This is a genomic window from Caballeronia sordidicola, from assembly GCF_000729995.1.
In the GTDB taxonomy this organism is placed as follows: domain Bacteria; phylum Pseudomonadota; class Gammaproteobacteria; order Burkholderiales; family Burkholderiaceae; genus Caballeronia; species Caballeronia sordidicola_A.
On record NZ_JNFG01000034.1, the window covers coordinates 40,081 to 58,975 of the forward strand.

Sequence of the window (18,895 nt, forward strand, 5' to 3'; positions counted from 1 at the left end):
TCCTCCTGTAGTCGCGCTGTCGTGCTGCACTTCCGGCTAGGCAACACTGAGTATGCAATACCCGCGTGTCAATTCCTAGGCCCTGAGCTACCCGCGGTGCCGCCGATACGCTCCAGCAGGGCGAACATCTTTAGCTCTTTCGCTGTTGCAGCCGCGCTGGCGAGCAGGACTGCCGCGCGTGCGCGGTCTCCATTGCGATCGCGGGCCGACAGCATGAGAGCGAATTCGTGCTGGCTATGCGCCAACCATGGCCAGGCTCGCAAGCGCTCATCCATGCGCAAGGCGTATTCGAAATGCTCTTCGGCAGCAGTCCAATCGCCAAGGGCACTGGCGAGCATGCCGAGATACCGTGCCGCGGATCCGCAGCACAGGGTGACAGCAGGAACGGTGACTACTTGATCCCGGAAAGGCAGAAGAAACGCATATATGCGCTCGGCATGCCCGGTTTCGCGGAGCCGCGTAGCAACTTCCGCAAGGTAGGTCAACGTGACGAGCCGCATGCTGTCCACGGGAATGTCAGATTCCGATTCCGCCAGGTGATCGAGATAGTGGCGGGCTTGCGCCTCGAAGCCGAGATCGCTGGCGACCAACATCAGGCCCGGCCGCCAGGTCGCGTTCTGCGAATGCTCGTCGACAAACCGCTTGAGCAGCGGCGCGACCTCAGCGAGCCGGCCTTGTTCGCGGCGTATAGTGAACATCTGCATGCCGTAGACGCCCGCCGCGAACTTCGCGTCGACGCTCTCCGCCATCTCCAGAGATTCTTGCGCCTTGCGCTCTGCCAGCGCGAAGTCACCGACGAGGATGGCCTGCATCGCCTGCGCACCGGTCACACACCACTTGTCCACAAAGTGTTGTCCACTCACGGCAACTTGTTGATACCTTTCCAGAGCTTCCTCAAAGCGTTCGACGTCTCCGATCTCGAGGTAGCCGGTGAGACGTCGAGCGCAGGCGTGACCAATGGAATGCGCATCATCGAGTTCCTCGGCGATCCGGATGAGTTCCTCCAACACGCCTTGACGCTCCGGGAATTTCGACGCCGGTATATGGCGGGCGCCGACATGCATCAACTCGCACGCCAAGGAGTCGAACAAGCTTGGTCGATCACCCAGGCGTCTCGCGAGTGCGACAGCCTGGCCCGCGATTTCGCCTCCTCGTTGGAATGCACCGGTCATGTGAAGGGTGCGAACCAGCCGGCTCAATAGACGACTACGCTCAACTGTTTCTCCGCTGCCGATCGAAGCGAGCGCCTCTTCCAACAGGGCAATCGATGCCTCTCCGGAGTCTGCGAGAAAAGTCTCCGCAGTGTCGAACCCCAACGCCGCCTGTACCAGATGCGACGATAGCTTCTCCACCCGAGCCAACTGAGCGGCCTGCCGAAAGGTTTCAATCGCATCCCGGCGGCCTAGTCTGTGCTCCGCCCCGCCTCGGATCAGAAGCAGAGGCAACGTACGGGTGGCCCGATAGTGGTCACCGCAGACGAGACTTTCTGCCGATTGAAGCCCGCGCTGCGCATGGGCGATCGCCTCTTCGCAGGCTGCGCACGCAAGCGCCCGTTCGCCGGCACGCTGCCAAAAGTTGATCGCGCGATCCGGCAGGTCAGCGGCAGCGAGATTCTGGGCGATCAACTCCGGCTGCCGCTCGACGATTTCCGGATAATATTGCTCAAGCGCAGCGGCAATGAGGCCGTGGTACTGACGGCGACGCGCAAGCAACAGGGACTGGTATGCGATTTCCTGGATCAGCGCGTGACGGAACACATACGCGCCCCCGTCCGCGGGCGCACCGGAGGCTGGCAGAATAATTTCTGCAGCAATCAGGCGATCGAGCGTTCCCTGCAGCTCGTTCTCGGGTTTGGAGGCGATCAGAGCGAGGAGCCTGCGACCGAATTCCCGCCCGACTGTCGCCGCAATTTGCGCGGTCTCCTTGACCCCCGGCTCCAGTCGATCGAGCCGCGACAGCAGCGAGCCCTGCAGCGTGTCCGGAATCGCAATTGCATGCGGCGCTCTTTTCAATTCGTAGCTTCTGCCCGCATCGTGCAACAATTCGCCTTGGAGCACGGCCTTCGTCAGCTCTTCAACGAACAGCGGCACGCCATCCGTCTTGCCGACGATCTGCTCCAGCACCAAGCGAGGCAGCAGCTTGCCATCGGTCAGCCGTTCGATCATCGCGATGCAGTCCCGTCGCGAAAGCCGATCAAGATTGACCTGCACGAGATGAGGGTAAGTCCACCCCGGCTTGAACTCGGGCCGCGCCGTGAGCAGCACCAGCAGCCGATCCGCCACCAGTTGCTCCAGCATCAGCCGCACGAACTCCAGCGACGACGGATCGATCCAATGCACGTCTTCGACGATGACAAGAACCGGCTGAAGATGCGTCATCTTTTCGATCATGGCGACGAGCACTTCCAGGGTTCGCCGTTTGAAGGAAGGGGAGGAAGCGTCAATCCCCGGATACCGTTGGGCCGTCGGAATCCCGAGCAAGGTCGTGAGCACGAGGATCGTCTCCTCGATATCGACGCCGAGCGTGCCGAGCCCGGTCTCCAGCCGTTCGACATCGGAAGCGGTGAGCGCCTTGGGATCCAGGCCAAAGGCGCGCTGCAGCCGTTGTAACACCGGCCAGAACGGGCTGTCGCGATAATACGAGGAACAGTGGAACGAAACGACCTCATGCGCGTCTGCACTGATGCTGTCGCGTAACGCCCGCAGCATGCGAGATTTTCCGATCCCCGGCTCACCGATCAACAGCACGCAGCGCATTTCGCCGTCGGCGCCCTGTTTCCAGCGCTGCCGAAGCATGTCGAGCTCGGCCGTTCGGCCGATGAGTGGCGTCATCCCGTGGGCCGCCCTGATTTCGAAGCGGTCTACAGCATCGGTCTGCACCAGCACGCGATGGACGTGAACAGGACCAGAGACACCCTTCAACTCGCGCCAGCCGAGGCTTTCAAGCAAAAACGATCCTTCGATCAACCGCTCCGTGGCTGGGCCGACGACGATCGCGTCGGGCGGAGCCAGAGATTGTAGCCTTGCAGCGACGATTGGGGACTCTCCGACGACCGCGTGGTGATCCAACGAGGATCCGGCGCCAATTTCGCCGGCGATGACCAGGCCCGTCTCGATTCCGATACGCACGTGCAGCCGCACGCCATCCTCGGCTTCGATACGATCATTAGCCTGATGAAGCGCTGAGATGACAGCGAGGCCAGCGAGTACGGCGCGCACAGCATCGTCTTCATGCGCGTGGGGGTAGCCGAAATAGACGAGTAGTCCGTCACCGATATACTGCGCGATATGGCCTTCATGGGCTTCGATCGCGCTTGCGCAGGCTTGGTGGAAGACCCCTAGCACGCGTCGCATGTCCTCGGGATCGAACCGCTCTGCGAGCGGCGTCGAGTCGACCAAGTCGACGAACATCACGGTGAGCTGTCGCCTCTCAGCCTCTAAGGCTCCGGCCGCAGACGCCGGAGGCTGTTCCTGCGGCTCTAATTCGCGTTTGCGCGATGGAGTCCGTGCGTCGGTCAGCGCCGCAAGCGCTTTCAGCAGCCGCTTCCGGTCGCCCAGAGGCAGACCAAGCTCTCTTAAGTCCTGTTCCGAGAGGTCGCCAAGCACATCCCAGTCGATCCCTTGCGAAGCGAACGTCGCGGCGTGCCCACCGAGCCCAACCTGCACCAGCCATTTCGTCAGATCGTCGGCCATCGCGTGATCTCTTGTCGAACCACTACACCACCCGGGCGTGTCGTCTCGATCTACTCCATCGCGGCTTTTTGCCTGCCAGGGCTCGCGGTGCTGGACGGCCAGGTGTGTCGGGGCAACCTCGCGGCACGTTGCTCGACGCACTGTTTCAGCAGTCAGCCTTCGACTCGCCTCCGGTCACCTATACGATTATGATCCGCGAGGTGGCGCAACTTGTCCAGGGCACTCGCACGCAGTGCGCAATCCCCGATCGGAGCGCTTCCCCAGTCAGAACGACGTCTGCGATCGACTCAAGTTGGCCCGAAGCGGCCGATCACGGATACTGCGCGATCGGCTCACATGGGTTGAAAGTGAGCGTTCGACTTCTTCTGGAGCGGACGTTCGCGGACGCTCATAAGATCGGTAGAGCGAACGGCGGCTTCGGCCGACAACCCGCCCGCCGAATCAGAAAAGGAACGGCCGTTGTACTTCGCAAGCGGCCATTGCAAGCGCGCGGTGACGACCGACTGTTGAGGGTCGACTTCTGCCGCTCATCGAATTCATGCGTGCGATCACTATGGCGATCGGCAAGCGTACTTCGGCGGTCCAAACAAACTCAGATTCGAACCCGCTAGTCGCTCAATTCACACCGCGTCGTCCAGCTTGACGGCAAAACCGCGTTGCACGCCGGGGCGTGCAAACAGGGTCTCATACCAACGTTTGACGTTCGGGAAGTCATCAAGTGAGATCTGGTGGCGCTCGTGTCGCCATGCCCAGCCGAGCACCGCGAAATCCGCGACGGAGAGATCGCCGGCCACGAATTCCACATCCGCGAGCCGCCGGTCCAGCACGCCATAGAGGCGGCTCGTTTCCTCTGAATAGCGCTTGAGCCCGTAGCGCCGATCGGCCTCCGACTCGACCATGCGGAAGTGATGTACCTGTCCCGGCATTGGTCCGAAGCCACCCATCTGCCACATCAGCCATTCGATGACCGGCACACGCTCGCGCAAGCGAGGGGGCAGGAACTTGCCTGTCTTTTCGCCGAGGTAGAGCAGGATCGCGCCGGATTCGAAGACACTGATCGGTTGACCGTCGGGTCCATCGAAATCGACAATTGCCGGGATCCGGTTGTTCGGGCTGATGCGCAGGAAATCGGGTCTGTGTTGCTCGTCCTTCGATATATTCACGGGCTTGACGGTATAGGGCACTTCCATCTCTTCGAGCGCGACGCTGATCTTGCGGCCGTTCGGCGTGTTCCAGGTATGCAGGGTAATGGTCATGGGAATCGGTGCCTCGTGAAAGATTGCGCCGATGGCGGCGCCCGGTTCAACTCAGCGGCACGCCGACGTATCGGTGAAATCCTGCACGCGTACTAATGCGCCGATACCAGCGTTCAACATTTGGCAGCGTGGGCCGATCGAGTTCTTCCTCGATACCGTACCAGCGGCGCGCGTAAGCGCCGAGCACCAGATCGGCCAGCGTGAAGTCATCGGTCTCAAGAAATTCGCGGCCTTGCAACTGCCTGTCGATAATGTGCCACAAGCGAGCCAAAGTGCCCGCGTCGGCTTTGAGGCTAGTCATGTCGCGTTGGGCCGCGGGCGTACGCACGTAGCCCCAGAAGACCGGCCTCTCTGCCGGTTGCAAGGTAGAAAGTGTCCAGTCAAGCCAGCGATCGACGCTCGCACGCTGTTTGGGATCGGCCGGGTACAGCGCGGCGCCTTGCCCGTACTCCATGGCGAGATAACGGATAATCGAATTCGATTCCCAGAGCATGAAGTCGCTATCGACCAGGGTCGGGATGCGGCCGGTGGGATTCATCGCGAGATACTCGGCCTCGCCGTTTCGGCCGAACTGCAGGCCCGCGTCGATGCGTTCGAAAGGCAAGCCAAGTTCGTCGCAGCACCACAGCACCTTCTGCACATTGACCGAATTCGCTCGGCCCCAGATCGTAAGCATTCGAAGCATCCCCGTTGAAACACCGCATTTCGCGGAACATGTCAACGATACACGAACGTCCAGAGTCAGCCATCTGCTGCGGTCTCGACTGAAGTTGCGCTGACCCATGTCCCAAGCCGCGGCAGTACTGAATCTGATATTCGGTACCCCGTACCATTGCTGAGAATCCCTTGTTGACTCCTATAGGCACAATGCGGTCAGGACATTCGACCGTGACTTCGATGACATCACGTCATTTCTCATTTGACCGCAGGGCTCTGTGACCCGGCTGTCCACTGCTTTATCTTCTGCTTACACAATCGCAATACCGCGACGGTTCGCTGCTCCAGGCGTGAATATGCCAACCAGAGCAGCTTTAAAGTAACGGGAGATGGACATGGAATACAGTACCTTGGGCCGCTCGGGCCTCCGCGTTTCGCGCCTTTCACTTGGCGCGATGACCCTTCGACGATAGCCGTGACGTCATGCTCCGTAACGATGTTGTGGAAGCCTGCAACTCCGCCATGCGTCCAACGCCCGACAGGCACGGCGAAGAATGGCAGATGAATATCCTGAGGACGATACCCTCTTCGCACTTGCCATGCTGGTCGGTGAGATCGAGCTCGATGCGACTGCATATTTCGCCGATCATCGAGCGCTTGATGTTGAAGCCCTTCATAACCGCTAATAGCTGTTGATGTTCGTTAATTATGCTAATCATGTCCACAGCTTGCGCTAATGGCGATATCCGCCGCGCCCCCGCAGCACGAGTTTGTCCTGAAGCGAGACGACGTCGATGCGCACACCGCGTTCGCGGAACACGTCGATGTTCTCGAACGCTATCGTCGTTGCATGGCCGGCAACGACTGAACGCAGTACCGGCAATGTCGGCTCGGGCGGCCCGGCATAGCCGATGCGGTGGTGATACGCGTCAAGATCGAAGTTGTCGACTAACATGCGCCACCTTCCCGATGTGGGAGTTTCTCATCGCCCGTTCCGCCCGGCAAGACGAGTCGGGTCGCGCACAGCTTGTCCCAGGCCACCCGCAGCTCGATCCCGGCATTGACCTGATTGGCACGCCGTCCACTGCCCCTGCGCTTGTCAGTCAGGATCGGGAAATTATGGGGAGATCCTCGTGAAAGGTCTGCCTTGGGGCATTTTGGATGGTTCCCGCCGCCGAAACGGAGTGCCCGCTTTCCCTTGGGGTAAGCCGACCTTCCCAGACATGCGCGGGAACGAGAAGGATGCGCCGTTTCCGGTCGTTCGAGCGGTTGCGCTCCTCGTGCCCGACTACCTGCCGGCGACCTATGTTTGCGCCTATTACCCTGCTAATCTTCGTTCGGACACGGGCGAAACGCTAGAAATAGATCCCGCCCAAGCAGAGGAGGCAAGACGATGCTAGTCGACACCTTCGACCCGATCAAGACCGCCATGATCGTGGTGGACATGCAAAATGATTTTGTCGCCAGTGGGGCGCCGATAGAGGTGTCGGCTGCCCGCGCCATGGTGCCGAAGCTCGCGAAAGCCCTCAAGATATGCCGCGATGCTGGAATTCGAGTGATCTATACGGCCCATGTGCACCGCCGCGACGGCTGCGATATGGGGCTGTTCGACGACTTGCATCCGGTGGTCGCCAATCGCGATGCGATGGTCGATGGCACGCCGGGGGCGGACATTTACTCCGAGCTCGCTCCGGCGGCTGGTGAACATGTGATCAAGAAGCACCGCTACAGCGCCTTCTTTTGCACTGATCTCGATATCATCCTTCGGGAATGGCGTGTCGACACAGTCATCATTTCGGGAACGACGACTGAGAATTGCTGTCATGCGACGGCACCCGACGCGATGTTTCGCAACTATCGGGTCGTGTTTCTCTCGGACGCAACGGCAACGTTCGATTATCCGGATCGCGGCTTCGGCTCGATGCCGAATGCAGAGATTCATCATGCGACCCTCGTCATACTCGCGATGTCGACGGCCCATGTGATGCCGGTAGCCGATATGGCTGCCCGAGTGGTGAGCGGCGGTCCCTCAGGGGAGTTTCCCTCGCGCGCAGCCTGAGCGACTCGCTCGGTCGCGCCAGCAAGATCGGCTTTGGGCCATGGGCTGCCGGCCCCATCACCCACCGGGAGGGGCCGCAGTGGGATCAGATAGGAGACGCTCACCATCCGCGGCAACGGCTTGCGGCCATGAAGGGACATCCGCTCGGACGATCGAAGCGACATCCAAACGGCTGATGTATCAGGTAAAGCGGCCATCTCGATGACGCTATCGATTAAGCGGATTCGACCGCATTTCTGGATTCGCCGAACCATCGCGTCAAGGCCTCGGCAAATTCCTCGGCGCAAGGAGTGGCTTCACTCACCCAAGCGACGAATCCGTCAGGACGCAGTAGTACAGCGCTTAACCCTAGCCGTTCCTTGGCATCGGTTGCGACATAGGTAACCTGCTCTCGCCAAACGCTTGCAAGCGCCTGAAGCGACGCGCTCGGGTCGAACTGCAGGAACAGGCCCTTGCCATCGCGCAAAAGGCTGCCGACCTTAGTTCCGTCGATCAGCTCGAAATCAGGCGCGCTGCGGCCGGCCAGTATATGATCGCTGCCAAGGTCGTAGCGCAGCGATACGCCCCACACACGCTCAGCAAAATATGTTGCGCCATCGCGGGCTTCGATCAGATCACGGATGACTGCTGCCAGCGCGCGCGTGCTTTGCGTGGGGCGCATAAGTGCAACCTGCGCGCGCGACCAGTCGAGAACGTCTGCCCCCGCCGGATGCCGCTCTCGCTGATAGCTGTCGAGGAGATCGGCCGGCGCGTCGCCGCGGATAGTCGATGCCAGCTTCCAACCCAAGTTCATCGCGTCTCCTAGCCCCAGATTGAGCCCTTGACCGCCCAATGGAGAATGGATGTGCGCAGCATCGCCCGCTAAAAGCACGCGCCCTTTGCGGTAGGTTGTCATCTGGAAAGCGCGATCCGTCCAGGTGGTAGCGAGCTGAAGTTTCGTCAGGGTGATATCCGCGCCGGACACCCGGCGCAACACCGCTTGCACGTGCGCAAGCGTGATTGGGTGGATTCGGTGAAAGGCGCCGCCATCAAATTCCACCATCGCGATGGTGCCGGGCCGCGAATAGGTGAACATACCGGTCGGCGTGTAGTGCCGGCCGGGTCGAAGTGCCTCGGGGTTAGCCATATCGACTTCGACGGAATACCCGGTGAACTCGGGATCGGTGCCAACGAATTCGAACGCCCCTGCCTTGCGTACAGCGCTGCGGCCACCATCGCAACCGACAAGCCACTGTCCAGCAAAAGTTTGGCCGCCCGCGTGAACGCTCACCTCGTCGTCTGAAGCATGAATTGCGTCGATGCTTAAGCCGCGCCGGATCTTGGCCCCCATCGCAATGGCGCGGTTGGCCAAGACGGTTTCGAGTGTTTCCAGTGTGACCGCCATGCTGGTGCCGGCCGGGCTTGGCAGGCGATACGGCCACTTCGAGATGTCGATATTGTCGTGATAGAACTGGATGCCAGCGAAATGGCCGGCCGGTCGGCGCTGCTGTCCCATCCAATGCGGGGTGCTCGCTGTCTTGCCTGCGGCATCGCTTTCACGCTGCACCGCGACTACCTCGTCCAGCAGCCCACGGCGATACAGCGCGTCCAGGGTAAGCGCCGAGAGGCCGCGCATGCCGAATGGAAGGCGCTTTAAAGGGGAATGCGGGCTTTCGGCTTGCTCCAGCACCAGGACCGAGATGTCAAACAGGCGCAACTCGCAGGCGAGGAACAGGCCGACCGGACCAGCCCCGACAACTACAACGTCGTAGATATCTGAATGATGTGTGCGCATGAACCACTCCTGTGTCGAAGTCCGACCGGAGCGTTTCTCGGTTGAGATCCACACGGACGAACGTTCAGACGCCTATGCAGCGTCAAATGTTCGTCGTGGGGATTTCGTGCGCGAGGCCAAAGACCAGAGCTTTCGTTACCGAAAGGACTTGGGCTTACCAAACCAAGTCTGCCTTTTCCGACACAGCTTTATAGCATCGTGACGATGAGACGGCAACAGGGGGCGGCGGGCAGTCGGTGTGATCGGGCTTATCAGCGGTTTGCGGATCATAAGGCAGCGTGAGGATGCCAACGTCCGGGTCGCCGCGATCCCGGCATTGATCCGCTGCAACCCACTGGCTGAACTGCCGGACGGATCCGAGAACCCAATGGCCTTTGTATATTGCAAGCGGACATCGGATGCGTTCGTTGACGATCGACCCTTAAGGGTCGCGTGCCGTCCATCGCCGGCAGGCAGGGACCGGCCATCTTCCTCCACTCGCTCGCACACCATGACGGCCATTCGAACGTCGGTTCCACCAAGACACCGGACCTTCGTTGCGTCTATTTCGTCGTCGGATTGTCTCTCAAAGCAGTCTCTTTCGTTTTAGCGCTCATCAACTGTTTTGATTGAAGTCAGTTGCACGCGGGGACAGCGTTTATTGTAAGCATTGTTGAAATCCGCATTTCGTCGACTTTTGCGGTGGAAACCGAAGATCGCTCGGTTGACTTGTCCGAGAGTCAGATACGATGACCTGACACTGGAGCGCAAAGCCCGCACGCGATATAGTTTCAACGCTTCTACACGCACACTTAAAAATCGCATGACCATATTGCCGGTTGCTTTCAATAGGACCCTGAGTCTATCGACATCTTCAGACGCCGTTAGCCTATTGTATCTACCGGATAGCCGCACTCGACGGATCGGGTATTTCCACTGATTCATAATAACCGCCGTGTTCAATGGCGGTCATATAGGCACCGCGCGGCGCGGTGTTTTTCCACTTTTCATTTTAAGAATCTGCGAGTGTCAGAGCGGACCTTAACGGCAGCTTTCCGATTGACGGAATTACTTGCCGGTATGCTTGATAGTTTTGCCTGCCCAACTCCGATTACTGCTGTCCATGCATTGACGTCTCAAGTGCGTAGATAGTGCCGGGCGCTCCGCTATCCTCGCCGCTAGCGTTTACGGAGGCGGGCGGATCGGATCCGGAGGAGATCCGGGTGGGCTGCTTGCCCCGGCTGACGGCCAGAACTCGTTCCGCGGCTGTAAGTAGACATGTCGCGTGCTGACACGAGTGACTTTTCTCCCTCCAACTCGCAACATTTGGCATTGGGACTCGGGTGAAGGGCCAGACGGGCGGGAGTTTTTTTCCTGCTGGAGGCCAAAGAGAGTCTGAACGCCATCGACTAAACGGTTAAGGATAAAAATCACCAAAGTTGTACTGAAGCCCAACAGGAAAGGCAGCAGGAGAAAGAGCGCCTGTTCAAATGCGTCTGTATTGGACAAGGCGCGCGAGTGCACGAGCTCTTCGCCAAACGCAACAAATTTTTCATGGCCAAAAGGCAAGGACATCACCAAGCCGAACAGTGCCCCAATAATGAATCGAACAGTCAGCAATCGGGTGCTAGTAAGGTCGAAAGTCACATCCTCTTGGACCGATAGGACGTTCATTGAAACGAACGAGATCGCGCCGAGTGCTCCCATCGATGGTAACCATATTAAGTATGCAACGAGGTGAAGCGGGATTAAGGCGTGAGGGAGTAAGAGCGTCCATTCTTTCGGTTGCACTAAGAATAGAAGGCTCGTTATTATCAGCGCGAGACATGCAACCGCTAAGATTGACATCCATCTCGGGAACTGGGTAAGGAGAAACTTTTTACGTAACGGTCCCCTCAAGAGGGAGAGCAAAATTTCAAGTGCTGCCTCAACGTCCGCGACTTCGGTGGGATCGGGGTCGTCACCTTTCTTATGGTACGTGCGGCGGCCTGCCTGCACCGCCACACGAGACGATCGCTCCGGGATTGCTATTCCACTGTAAAGCAGAAACTCGCGAAGTTCTTGCAGGATTCGAATTCTGCTTAAAAACCGTTTGTCGTTCACACCATTGGTCGAGGCTTTATATTGACTATCGGTCGACTTGCATGAGAACCAAGAAAGCATGTTCATTTTCGTGATTCTCCTAACAACGATACCTGAGGCAAAGCATACATGCCGTGCCCAAATGGACGCTTAACGCCACGGTCACTTCAAAACGTGCCGGATTCCGCGAATCCCATAGGTGCGTTTCTCGTTCGCGCGCAGAGCAGATCGCTGTAGTCAATGAAAGGCGAGAAATCAGAGAAAGTAAATGCCAGAATGCGAGGCGGCCGCCCGAACATCCCAACGCTACCTACCAGAGGATAATTGGAGGCCACGCCGCGGCGAAGTAACCCGCGGAAAGCGCATCGTTCCTCGTGCCGTGGCTGACTGCCGTTGTGGAATGACGATATGTTGGCTTCGTGTGGGTGTCCGGCACCGAACGTTGCTGGCGCACCGGTGCCGCGGTGAGGACAGACAGCCGGCGTAGCCTGCTGTGCATTCGCGCGACGGCGATTTAGCAACGGACGCATTGCCGCATGCATTGTCCGGTCTTTTATCGTTCTCCTCCGCAGTTGTCTAGAAATTTTTTTTCGAAGCTGACGGCCTGATCGTAGATCGGTGGGCCGCTGGCTGGACTCTGTGACCAACCGCGACGGCCGATCGCTCGCCAGAGGAAACGACGGCCCGAATGACCGCTATACCTTGGAGGCGGTCGTTGAGGCTGCGTCAGTCCGAACGGCAGCTGTGGGTCGACTCCAGCCGGAGAAAATATTCGGCACTGCTCGCTTCAGCGCTATGTGAAGATAAACCGCGAAGGCTATCCGCCACGGCGGTATTAAAAGATGGACTGCCCGGTAAGTGTGGTCAACGTTTCCAGTGACTTCGCGCCGGCAAGTGAGTTGCCGTTCGCGTCGAGGCCGGGCGACCACACGCAGACCGCCATTTCACCCGGCAGCACCGCGACGATGCCGCCGCCGACGCCACTCTTAGCTGGCAAGCCGACGCGAAAGACGAAGTCGCCTGCAGCGTCGTAAGTGCCGCAGGTCAACATCAGCGCAGACAGACGCTTGGTCGAACTGCTGTCGAGGATGCGCTCCCCGGTCGATGGTACGACGCCGCCATTACTCAGGAACAGGGCAGCCTTCGCCAGTTCGACGCAACTCATCGAGATCGCACATTGCCGGCAATACGCGTCAACTACCGCATGGACAGGCATTTCCATATTGCCAAAGCTCGCGATGAAATGCGCCATAGCTTGGTTGCGATCTGCATGCCGCAGTTCGGACTGTGCGACGCGCAAATCGTAGTCGATTGTTGCCTCCCCGGTTAGCCGCCGCAGAAACTCAACCAGAGCGGTCTCGGCCTTGACGAAGCGTCGGCACAGTACGTCGGTGACGACCAGCGCGCCAGCGTTGATGAACGGATTACGCGGCTTACCCCGCTCGGCTTCGAGTTGCACCAGCGAATTGAACGGTGTCCCGGACGGTTCGCGGCCGACGCGTTCCCAGAGTTCATCTCCGAGCAGCCGGAAAGCCATCGTGCAGGCGAATAGCTTCGAAATACTTTGGATCGAAAACCGAGTGTCGGCTTGGCCCGTACGGAAGACTTCGCCGGCCGGTGTGGCGATCGCCATGCCGAAGCTGTTGGCTGGGACTTTTGCCAGTTCGGGAATGTAGTCGGCAACGCGACCCGCGGTGCGCCATGGTTCGATCTCGCGATGAATCCGTTCGAGGATCGCTTGATAGTTTTGAGTCATGGCGGATGGGTCGGAACGTCAATCAGTGGGCTTGCGATGATACTTCAGAGAGCGTGCGCAGCGGGTGTGGAAACGAAAAAGCCCGCGTTGTAGCGGACTCCGGACAAGGCGGGGAGGTTGTCGGTTAAGCAATGACGTTGCCAGACGCGCCAGCGAACTGCTCAGCATCAGTCCGGTGACCTCCAGGGCGCTGGCCGCCACCGTGCCCGATGCAAAGGTCTTCAGAAACGGACGGCAGTTCGGTGCCTAGCTTGGCCTCACACCGCGCCAGCGCAGCTCCGGTGGCAAGACGCGTCGGGGCGCACATCAGTTTGAAAGGCAACGTCTCGTATATAGTTCGCCGCGCTAAAGCGGACATGTGAATCTGGCTAAAAGGGGGGCGCTTGCATAGCGTCAACCGTCGCCCCAGTTTCGGACTGAAACCATCGTATCGGTGCGCGCCTCGCGGACGCGGCAACGTGAGCGGCTCGAAGCTACTCGACAGATTGACCATCATAACCACCTTGCGAGCGGGATTCATGGTCTAGAACGAACGCAAGTTGACAACTTTAATGCGGGGGATGGGACGATAAATTCAGTTCTTGGTCGTCATTGTTGCGCACGTCGTCGTGGATCGCACGTGCGAGTGCCGATAAAATGCGCCTACCTTTTCGCGTCACCTTCGCTGGAGTCTGAATCAAACATGCCACGCCCAAGACAGTCGATTAGCCCAGCGGCGCGAACCCACCTACTTTGCTATTTAGTGTCGAGTGCGCTCGCATCGCACGCATTGACGAAAACATGGCGCGTCGACTACGTCGTCGAATCGGCACGCATCTGGCTGGCTAGGAACATGTTGTCGGCGAGCTGGCTTGACCGGCTGATGCTTGGACAAATGGCACTAAAGTTGTCCCGCGAGCACTTGGCCGCTTCACACGCAGTGCGTCAATCGGATGCGCTTACGCTATTTACGAACGAGTTGACGCTGAACTACCAAAGCCCGCTCGTCGGGCACATTTGGCAAAGGTGCAGCGATGCGCTGAAGACCGGCTCTTACAGGGCCGGCGCATAGCGGCCATCTTCGGACGTTGACTCATGCCTTCGCGCGGACATTTGAACGTCGGTTCCGCCCAGACAACGGACCTTCGTGCGCAGAAGATGTCAGTCGGGGTCGTCGGCAATTCCGGCCGTTCGCAACGTTCACGAAGCGGCCGTTCAAGTATTGAAAATCCCGTCAATCATCCGGCATCTTCAACGCGACGTTAAGGTCGAACTCGAATGCTCAAGAGGTTCAATCTGGTCTGTGAAATCCCGCACCGGATACGTCCACTAACGTTCAAGATGATCCGGAGACCTCACCAGACGCCGGAGGTTTCCCGCTGAAAAGAATTTCATTCCTCAACGTCACTCGCTTCCTGCGTGCCATGCGAGATGGAATCGGGGTTCAGCGGGACTTACCCTTCACCGCTCGAGCACTGGCACGCGTCCTTGTTGCAGGCTCCTTCGACGTTGCAGGCGAGTTTGCCACCTTTGCTTTACCGGCAACGTCGTTGCCAGACGTTGATTTACGTGGCCCAGCAGATGGCTTGACTGGCAATTTCTTCGTTACCACTTTATTGTCCGCTGCCGCAGTCTTCGCGCTCGCGGGTGGCTTCCGGGTTGTCGAGATAGCCGGCTTGGCCGCCTTCTTCGCTGTCACCTTACCTGTCGACGGCTTGTTTCGTCCGGCAGCAAGCTTGGCCGGTGGGTAAGCTTCGGCCATCTCGATGCCAAAAACATCGGCCACCAACGCGTCGTCGAGCACCTTGCCGGTAGCCGGGCGTTTTCTCGATTCAGGCAGACCGGTACCGACCTGACGGATGAGATCGTTGGCATCGACCCGGCGCAAGGCGAAGAGGAATTCCGGCTGTTGGTCGAGCCGTGCGCCGACACCGTAGAGCACGGCAGCAACGTGCTTGCACATCGACGCCCAGTCCGGGCAACTGCAATTGAACGTTATTTCCTTGGGCGCCGGAAAAAGACCGATACCAGGTTTGCAGATGCGCTCCATCACGGCCGTCGAGAGCTTGCCCTGCAAGAGTTCGACGATCGAATCGATCGACCCCGAGCAATCGGCTTCGATTGCTCGCCATTGCTTTTCCGGACACGCCGCCACGGTCATGGCGACCGTGTAGAGGCGCGAACCCATCACCTGCGCTCGCACTTCGCCCGCCGTAATCTGGAGGTCGATCACGGAACCATTGCGCACATAGGTACGGCCGCGAGGCAGGCGGTTGGCATAGTCGCTGTAGCGTTCCAGATTGTCACACCAGGCCTTGCCCCAAAAGGTCTTGGCGATGGCGCCGCGATACGACGCGATGGGTGACAGCACCGCACCCGCCTTCTTCGCCTTGGCAGCGGCCAGTTCGGCCTTTTTCTTGCGCGCGGCGACCGAGACATACGGCTTCCACCCCCAATCATCCATTGCGCTTGCCTCTTGACGATCAGTTTTCTTGCGCGGCGTGAACGTCGAGCTTCACGAGATCGAGCAATTCGCGATCGCTCATCTCGGTGAGCAGGAGTTCTGCGCCGCCCTCCAGCACATCCTTCACCAATTGTTGTTTCGCTTCGATCAACTGGTCGATACGGTCCTCAATCGTGCCACGGCAGATAAACTTATGCACCAGGACGTTCCTCTGCTGACCAATACGAAACGCACGGTCGGTCGCCTGATTTTCCACGGCCGGATTCCACCAGCGGTCGTAGTGGATCACGTGGGAAGCGGCGGTGAGATTCAACCCCGTCCCACCCGCCTTTAGCGAGAGCACGAAGAAGGGAATCAACTCGTCTTCCTGGAATCGCTTGACCAGTTCGCGGCGCTTGGCTACCGGGGTGCCACCATGAAGCACCAGACCTTCGCGACCAAAGATTGAGCCCAGGAATGCCGCCAGCGGCTCGGTGGTCTCGCGGAACTGGGTGAATACCAGCACCTTTTCCTGCTTGGCGGCGATCACTTCGACGAGTTGGCGCAGGCGGGCGAACTTGCCGCTGTCTTCCGCCTTCCACGCCGCGTCGCCCAGCCATTGCGAGGGATGGTTGCATATCTGTTTGAAGCGCATCAGAAAGCTCAGCACCACACCCTTGCGGCTGATGCCTTCGGCGTCGTCAAGCGCGGCGGCCAGGTCCTTCACCGCCCGCTGGTAAAGCGCCGCCTGGCTCGGGCTCAGATGACACCAGGCCTTTAGTTCGGTCTTGTCCGGAAGGTCGTCGATGACCCGCTTGTCGGTCTTCAGGCGGCGCAGGATATACGGCCGTACGAGCGCACGCAGCGGGCCAAAGTGCTCGGCCTTTGCCAGCCGCTTGGTAAAGTTGGTGAAAACTTTGTCCGAGCCCAGCAAACCGGGGTGGGTGAAATCGAAAATAGACCAGAGATCGGACAGACGGTTTTCCACGGGTGTTCCGGTAAGCGCGATGCGCGATTGTGCCTGGAGCTGCTTGACCTGTCGCGTTTGCTTGGCGCTGGGATTCTTGATCGCCTGCGCTTCATCAACAATGGCAACGCGCCATTGGATGGTCGCAAGTACCGGCTGGCGAACAAGCGTGCCAAAGCTGGTGATGACGAGATCGATGTCCGCAAGGCGCGCGGCATCGAGCGCGCGCAAATCGGCCGCCGGCATAGCCGATGGATGGGCAATCATCAACGCCAGGCCGGGGGCAAAACGCTCGGCCTCCGCCGCCCAGTTGTCCAGCAGCGATGCTGGAGCGACCAGCAGGCTGGGTCGCGCCTCGGTGCTTTCGCGCTTGAGCACCAGCAGCAGGGAGAGTACCTGCATGGTCTTTCCCAGGCCCATATCGTCTGCCAGGCAAGCGCCCAGGCCGAGCCGGGTGAGCAGATACAACCACCGCACGCCAGCCTGCTGGTAAGGCCGCAGGCTCGCCTTGAGTTCGGCGCCCGGGCTGATCTGCGCCAACCCTTCCGGCTGACGCAACTCCTGCAGGATATCGGCCAGCCAAGGCCCGGCAACAAGCTGCGACCAGTCGCGATCAGCGGGGTCGCCGCTATCGTCCAGCGAAACACCCGCCAGAAGACGCAGGGCCTCGTTAAAGGGCAGACCGGCTTTCGCCGCCTTTTCCATAGCCTCGAATCGCTTCAGGAGGCGAGCGAGCCTTTTTTGGTCCACCTCGACCCAGCGACCACGGATGAGTTGCAAGCCGTCGGCGCCTTTGAGCAGATCCCTGATCTCGGAGGCGCTGAGATGCTCGCCGTCGAGGGACATCTCCATGCTGAAATCGAGCAACGCCTCCTTACCCAGGAGCGAAGGCGGTCGTGCGCCGACGCTGGCTTTCACAACGGGACGAGCCGGACGGCCCGCCTGCCAGACGCCTGGCATGCGAACGACAATCCCGGCGGTTTCAAGTTTGGGCAGGTCTTTGAGAAAGCGGCAGGCATCAACCGGCGTCCAGCGCAGCGGATGGTATATCTCGCCGGTATCCACCATGTCGCGAAGCCAATCGCAGTCTTGCGCGGCGCGCTGCACCGGCAGTAGGAGCGACAAGAGCTGCGCCCGGCTCCTGGCATCCGAAAATTCCGCGAGTGCTTGCGACAGCGGCTGGTGTTGCGCTTTGCCATGGGCCGACAGGCGCGAGGTGTAAGTCGCAAGAAAAGCGAACGGTGACTCCGGGTCCTTGCGGTTCTCAGCGAGGTTGAAATGCACGCGGCCGACAAGATTCCAGGCAGGGTGGCGAGACTTGAGGAAATCCTGAAGCGAGACTTTTTCGGTAGCCAGTTCCTCGTGCAAGGCGGTATCGATCTCGCCCCACAGTGTGACCAGCACATCTGGCGTTAGATACTCCCCGCCTGTCATCGGCGGCGCATTGGCAATCAGAGCATCGAAATCCTCGGTAGCAGGCGTGACGACTGCGATCTCGCCGCCTTCGGGAGTGGCGCACAAGGCAGTGACGTAGCGCGCGGCAAAATCACGCCACCAGGCCCATGCGGGTGGCAAAATGCGGCCGATTTCGACCGTTCCCAGATGCAGTAGGGCATGCCCCGTGCCAAGCGCAAAAGAACTGCCTAGCCGCAGTCGTACTTCATCCGCCAATAGTGGCGCGGCGTCCTCGGGCACCGCGAGCAGGTGACCACCGGGCGTCAGGTGTGGCGCGAACATATCGGGAGCAGTCAAGAACGCCCGTCCCCGTCGGGCTGTCGCAGCAAGCGCTGCAGCCGCCTGTTTTCACGGAAAGCGGTTTCGCAATCAACCAGCAGGCCCACCGGCCCAGAGCGAACTGGGCGAAGTTCCGTTTGCGCCTGATCCGATCGAATTGTGGGGTGAGCCAAGCAGCCAGGGTAGGTGCGGCAGCTGTGTTGGGAATGTCTCGCGAACTTTCTTTTCATCTGCTGTAGGACAACCTGATTGCTGCGTATTAACTCACGGAAGTTCGCCCCGGCTCTACCGCCGGCTGGCCAACCTTCAAGGCCGTCCCCGCGAATCTCCGAATTCTGCCAAAAGAAACACGACCCACCATGAAAGGGTACCAAAACCTGAGTCATACGAGGTGGGGTGCCGATGGCGGCTCCCGCCCGCGCGGCGAAAATCAGTTGGCGCGTTTGTTACAAACGACTAAATGGCAGAGTGTCTCGTTGGACCGACCTACAGACGTTCAACGCTGCTCCTTTGGACG

11 protein-coding genes are annotated in these 18,895 nt (G+C 59.6%); 2 read left to right on the forward strand and 9 right to left on the reverse strand.

The features are described 5' to 3' along the window. Positions 1-68: 68 nt before the first annotated feature. The 3 genes from FH08_RS0127530 to FH08_RS0127540 all read right to left on the reverse strand — a co-directional run bounded on the left by FH08_RS0127530 (position 69) and on the right by FH08_RS0127540 (position 5,624). Positions 69-3,692, reverse strand: a complete 3,624-nt coding sequence (locus FH08_RS0127530; RefSeq protein WP_031361437.1) for an adenylate/guanylate cyclase domain-containing protein — start codon at positions 3,690-3,692, stop codon at positions 69-71. Positions 3,693-4,312: 620 nt separating this feature from the next. Continuing rightward, on the reverse strand, positions 4,313-4,948 hold the full coding sequence (locus FH08_RS0127535; RefSeq protein ID WP_031361438.1) for a glutathione S-transferase family protein: 636 nt from the start codon (positions 4,946-4,948) through the stop codon (positions 4,313-4,315). A gap of 46 nt (positions 4,949-4,994) precedes the next feature. Next, positions 4,995-5,624 carry a glutathione S-transferase family protein gene (locus tag FH08_RS0127540; protein ID WP_031361439.1) on the reverse strand — a complete coding sequence of 210 codons (630 nt, stop codon included), beginning with the start codon at positions 5,622-5,624 and terminating at the stop codon, positions 4,995-4,997. Positions 5,625-6,159: 535 nt separating this feature from the next. Here FH08_RS0127540 and FH08_RS54040 point away from each other — a divergent pair. Next, the gene (locus tag FH08_RS54040; RefSeq protein WP_268810835.1) at positions 6,160-6,291 is read left to right on the forward strand and encodes a hypothetical protein; all 132 of its coding nucleotides are present in this window, start codon (positions 6,160-6,162) and stop codon (positions 6,289-6,291) included. 47 nt (positions 6,292-6,338) lie between these two features. On the opposite strand, the gene FH08_RS0127550 is transcribed toward FH08_RS54040, so the two are convergent. Continuing rightward, positions 6,339-6,560, reverse strand: coding sequence for an arylamine N-acetyltransferase (locus tag FH08_RS0127550; protein ID WP_031361440.1), 222 nt, complete (start codon positions 6,558-6,560; stop codon positions 6,339-6,341). Between the two features lie 438 nt (positions 6,561-6,998). Here FH08_RS0127550 and FH08_RS0127555 point away from each other — a divergent pair, with 438 nt between their 5' ends. Further along, the gene (locus tag FH08_RS0127555) at positions 6,999-7,664 is read left to right on the forward strand and encodes a cysteine hydrolase family protein (RefSeq protein WP_051888589.1); all 666 of its coding nucleotides are present in this window, start codon (positions 6,999-7,001) and stop codon (positions 7,662-7,664) included. A 214-nt stretch (positions 7,665-7,878) separates the two neighbouring features. On the opposite strand, the gene FH08_RS0127560 is transcribed toward FH08_RS0127555, so the two are convergent. From FH08_RS0127560 to FH08_RS0127585, 5 genes are all read right to left on the reverse strand, one after another. Beyond that, positions 7,879-9,438: an FAD-dependent monooxygenase gene (locus FH08_RS0127560; RefSeq protein ID WP_031361442.1), complete on the reverse strand. Its 1,560-nt coding sequence runs from the start codon at positions 9,436-9,438 to the stop codon at positions 7,879-7,881. Positions 9,439-10,602: 1,164 nt separating this feature from the next. Beyond that, positions 10,603-11,586: a hypothetical protein gene (locus tag FH08_RS0127565; protein WP_031361443.1), complete on the reverse strand. Its 984-nt coding sequence runs from the start codon at positions 11,584-11,586 to the stop codon at positions 10,603-10,605. Positions 11,587-12,334: 748 nt separating this feature from the next. After that, the gene (locus tag FH08_RS0127570) at positions 12,335-13,255 is read right to left on the reverse strand and encodes a glutaminase (protein ID WP_031361444.1); all 921 of its coding nucleotides are present in this window, start codon (positions 13,253-13,255) and stop codon (positions 12,335-12,337) included. Between the two features lie 1,423 nt (positions 13,256-14,678). Then, positions 14,679-15,698 carry a hypothetical protein gene (locus tag FH08_RS0127580; RefSeq protein WP_031361446.1) on the reverse strand — a complete coding sequence of 340 codons (1,020 nt, stop codon included), beginning with the start codon at positions 15,696-15,698 and terminating at the stop codon, positions 14,679-14,681. 19 nt (positions 15,699-15,717) lie between these two features. Then, entirely contained in the window at positions 15,718-18,381 is a 2,664-nt protein-coding gene (locus tag FH08_RS0127585) for a DEAD/DEAH box helicase (protein WP_031361447.1), read from the reverse strand. Positions 18,382-18,895 lie beyond the last annotated feature (514 nt).

Coding starts and splice junctions, on each gene's coding strand:
- FH08_RS0127580 (WP_031361446.1), bottom strand. CDS start 15,698: ATGGATGATTGGGGGTGGAAGCCGTATGTCTCGGTCGCCGCGCGCAAG.
- FH08_RS0127535 (WP_031361438.1), bottom strand. CDS start 4,948: ATGACCATTACCCTGCATACCTGGAACACGCCGAACGGCCGCAAGATC.
- FH08_RS0127555 (WP_051888589.1), top strand. CDS start 6,999: ATGCTAGTCGACACCTTCGACCCGATCAAGACCGCCATGATCGTGGTG.
- FH08_RS0127540 (WP_031361439.1), bottom strand. CDS start 5,624: ATGCTTACGATCTGGGGCCGAGCGAATTCGGTCAATGTGCAGAAGGTG.
- FH08_RS0127585 (WP_031361447.1), bottom strand. CDS start 18,381: ATGTTCGCGCCACACCTGACGCCCGGTGGTCACCTGCTCGCGGTGCCC.
- FH08_RS54040 (WP_268810835.1), top strand. CDS start 6,160: ATGGCAGATGAATATCCTGAGGACGATACCCTCTTCGCACTTGCCATG.
- FH08_RS0127570 (WP_031361444.1), bottom strand. CDS start 13,255: ATGACTCAAAACTATCAAGCGATCCTCGAACGGATTCATCGCGAGATC.
- FH08_RS0127560 (WP_031361442.1), bottom strand. CDS start 9,438: ATGCGCACACATCATTCAGATATCTACGACGTTGTAGTTGTCGGGGCT.
- FH08_RS0127565 (WP_031361443.1), bottom strand. CDS start 11,586: ATGAACATGCTTTCTTGGTTCTCATGCAAGTCGACCGATAGTCAATAT.
- FH08_RS0127550 (WP_031361440.1), bottom strand. CDS start 6,560: ATGTTAGTCGACAACTTCGATCTTGACGCGTATCACCACCGCATCGGC.
- FH08_RS0127530 (WP_031361437.1), bottom strand. CDS start 3,692: ATGGCCGACGATCTGACGAAATGGCTGGTGCAGGTTGGGCTCGGTGGG.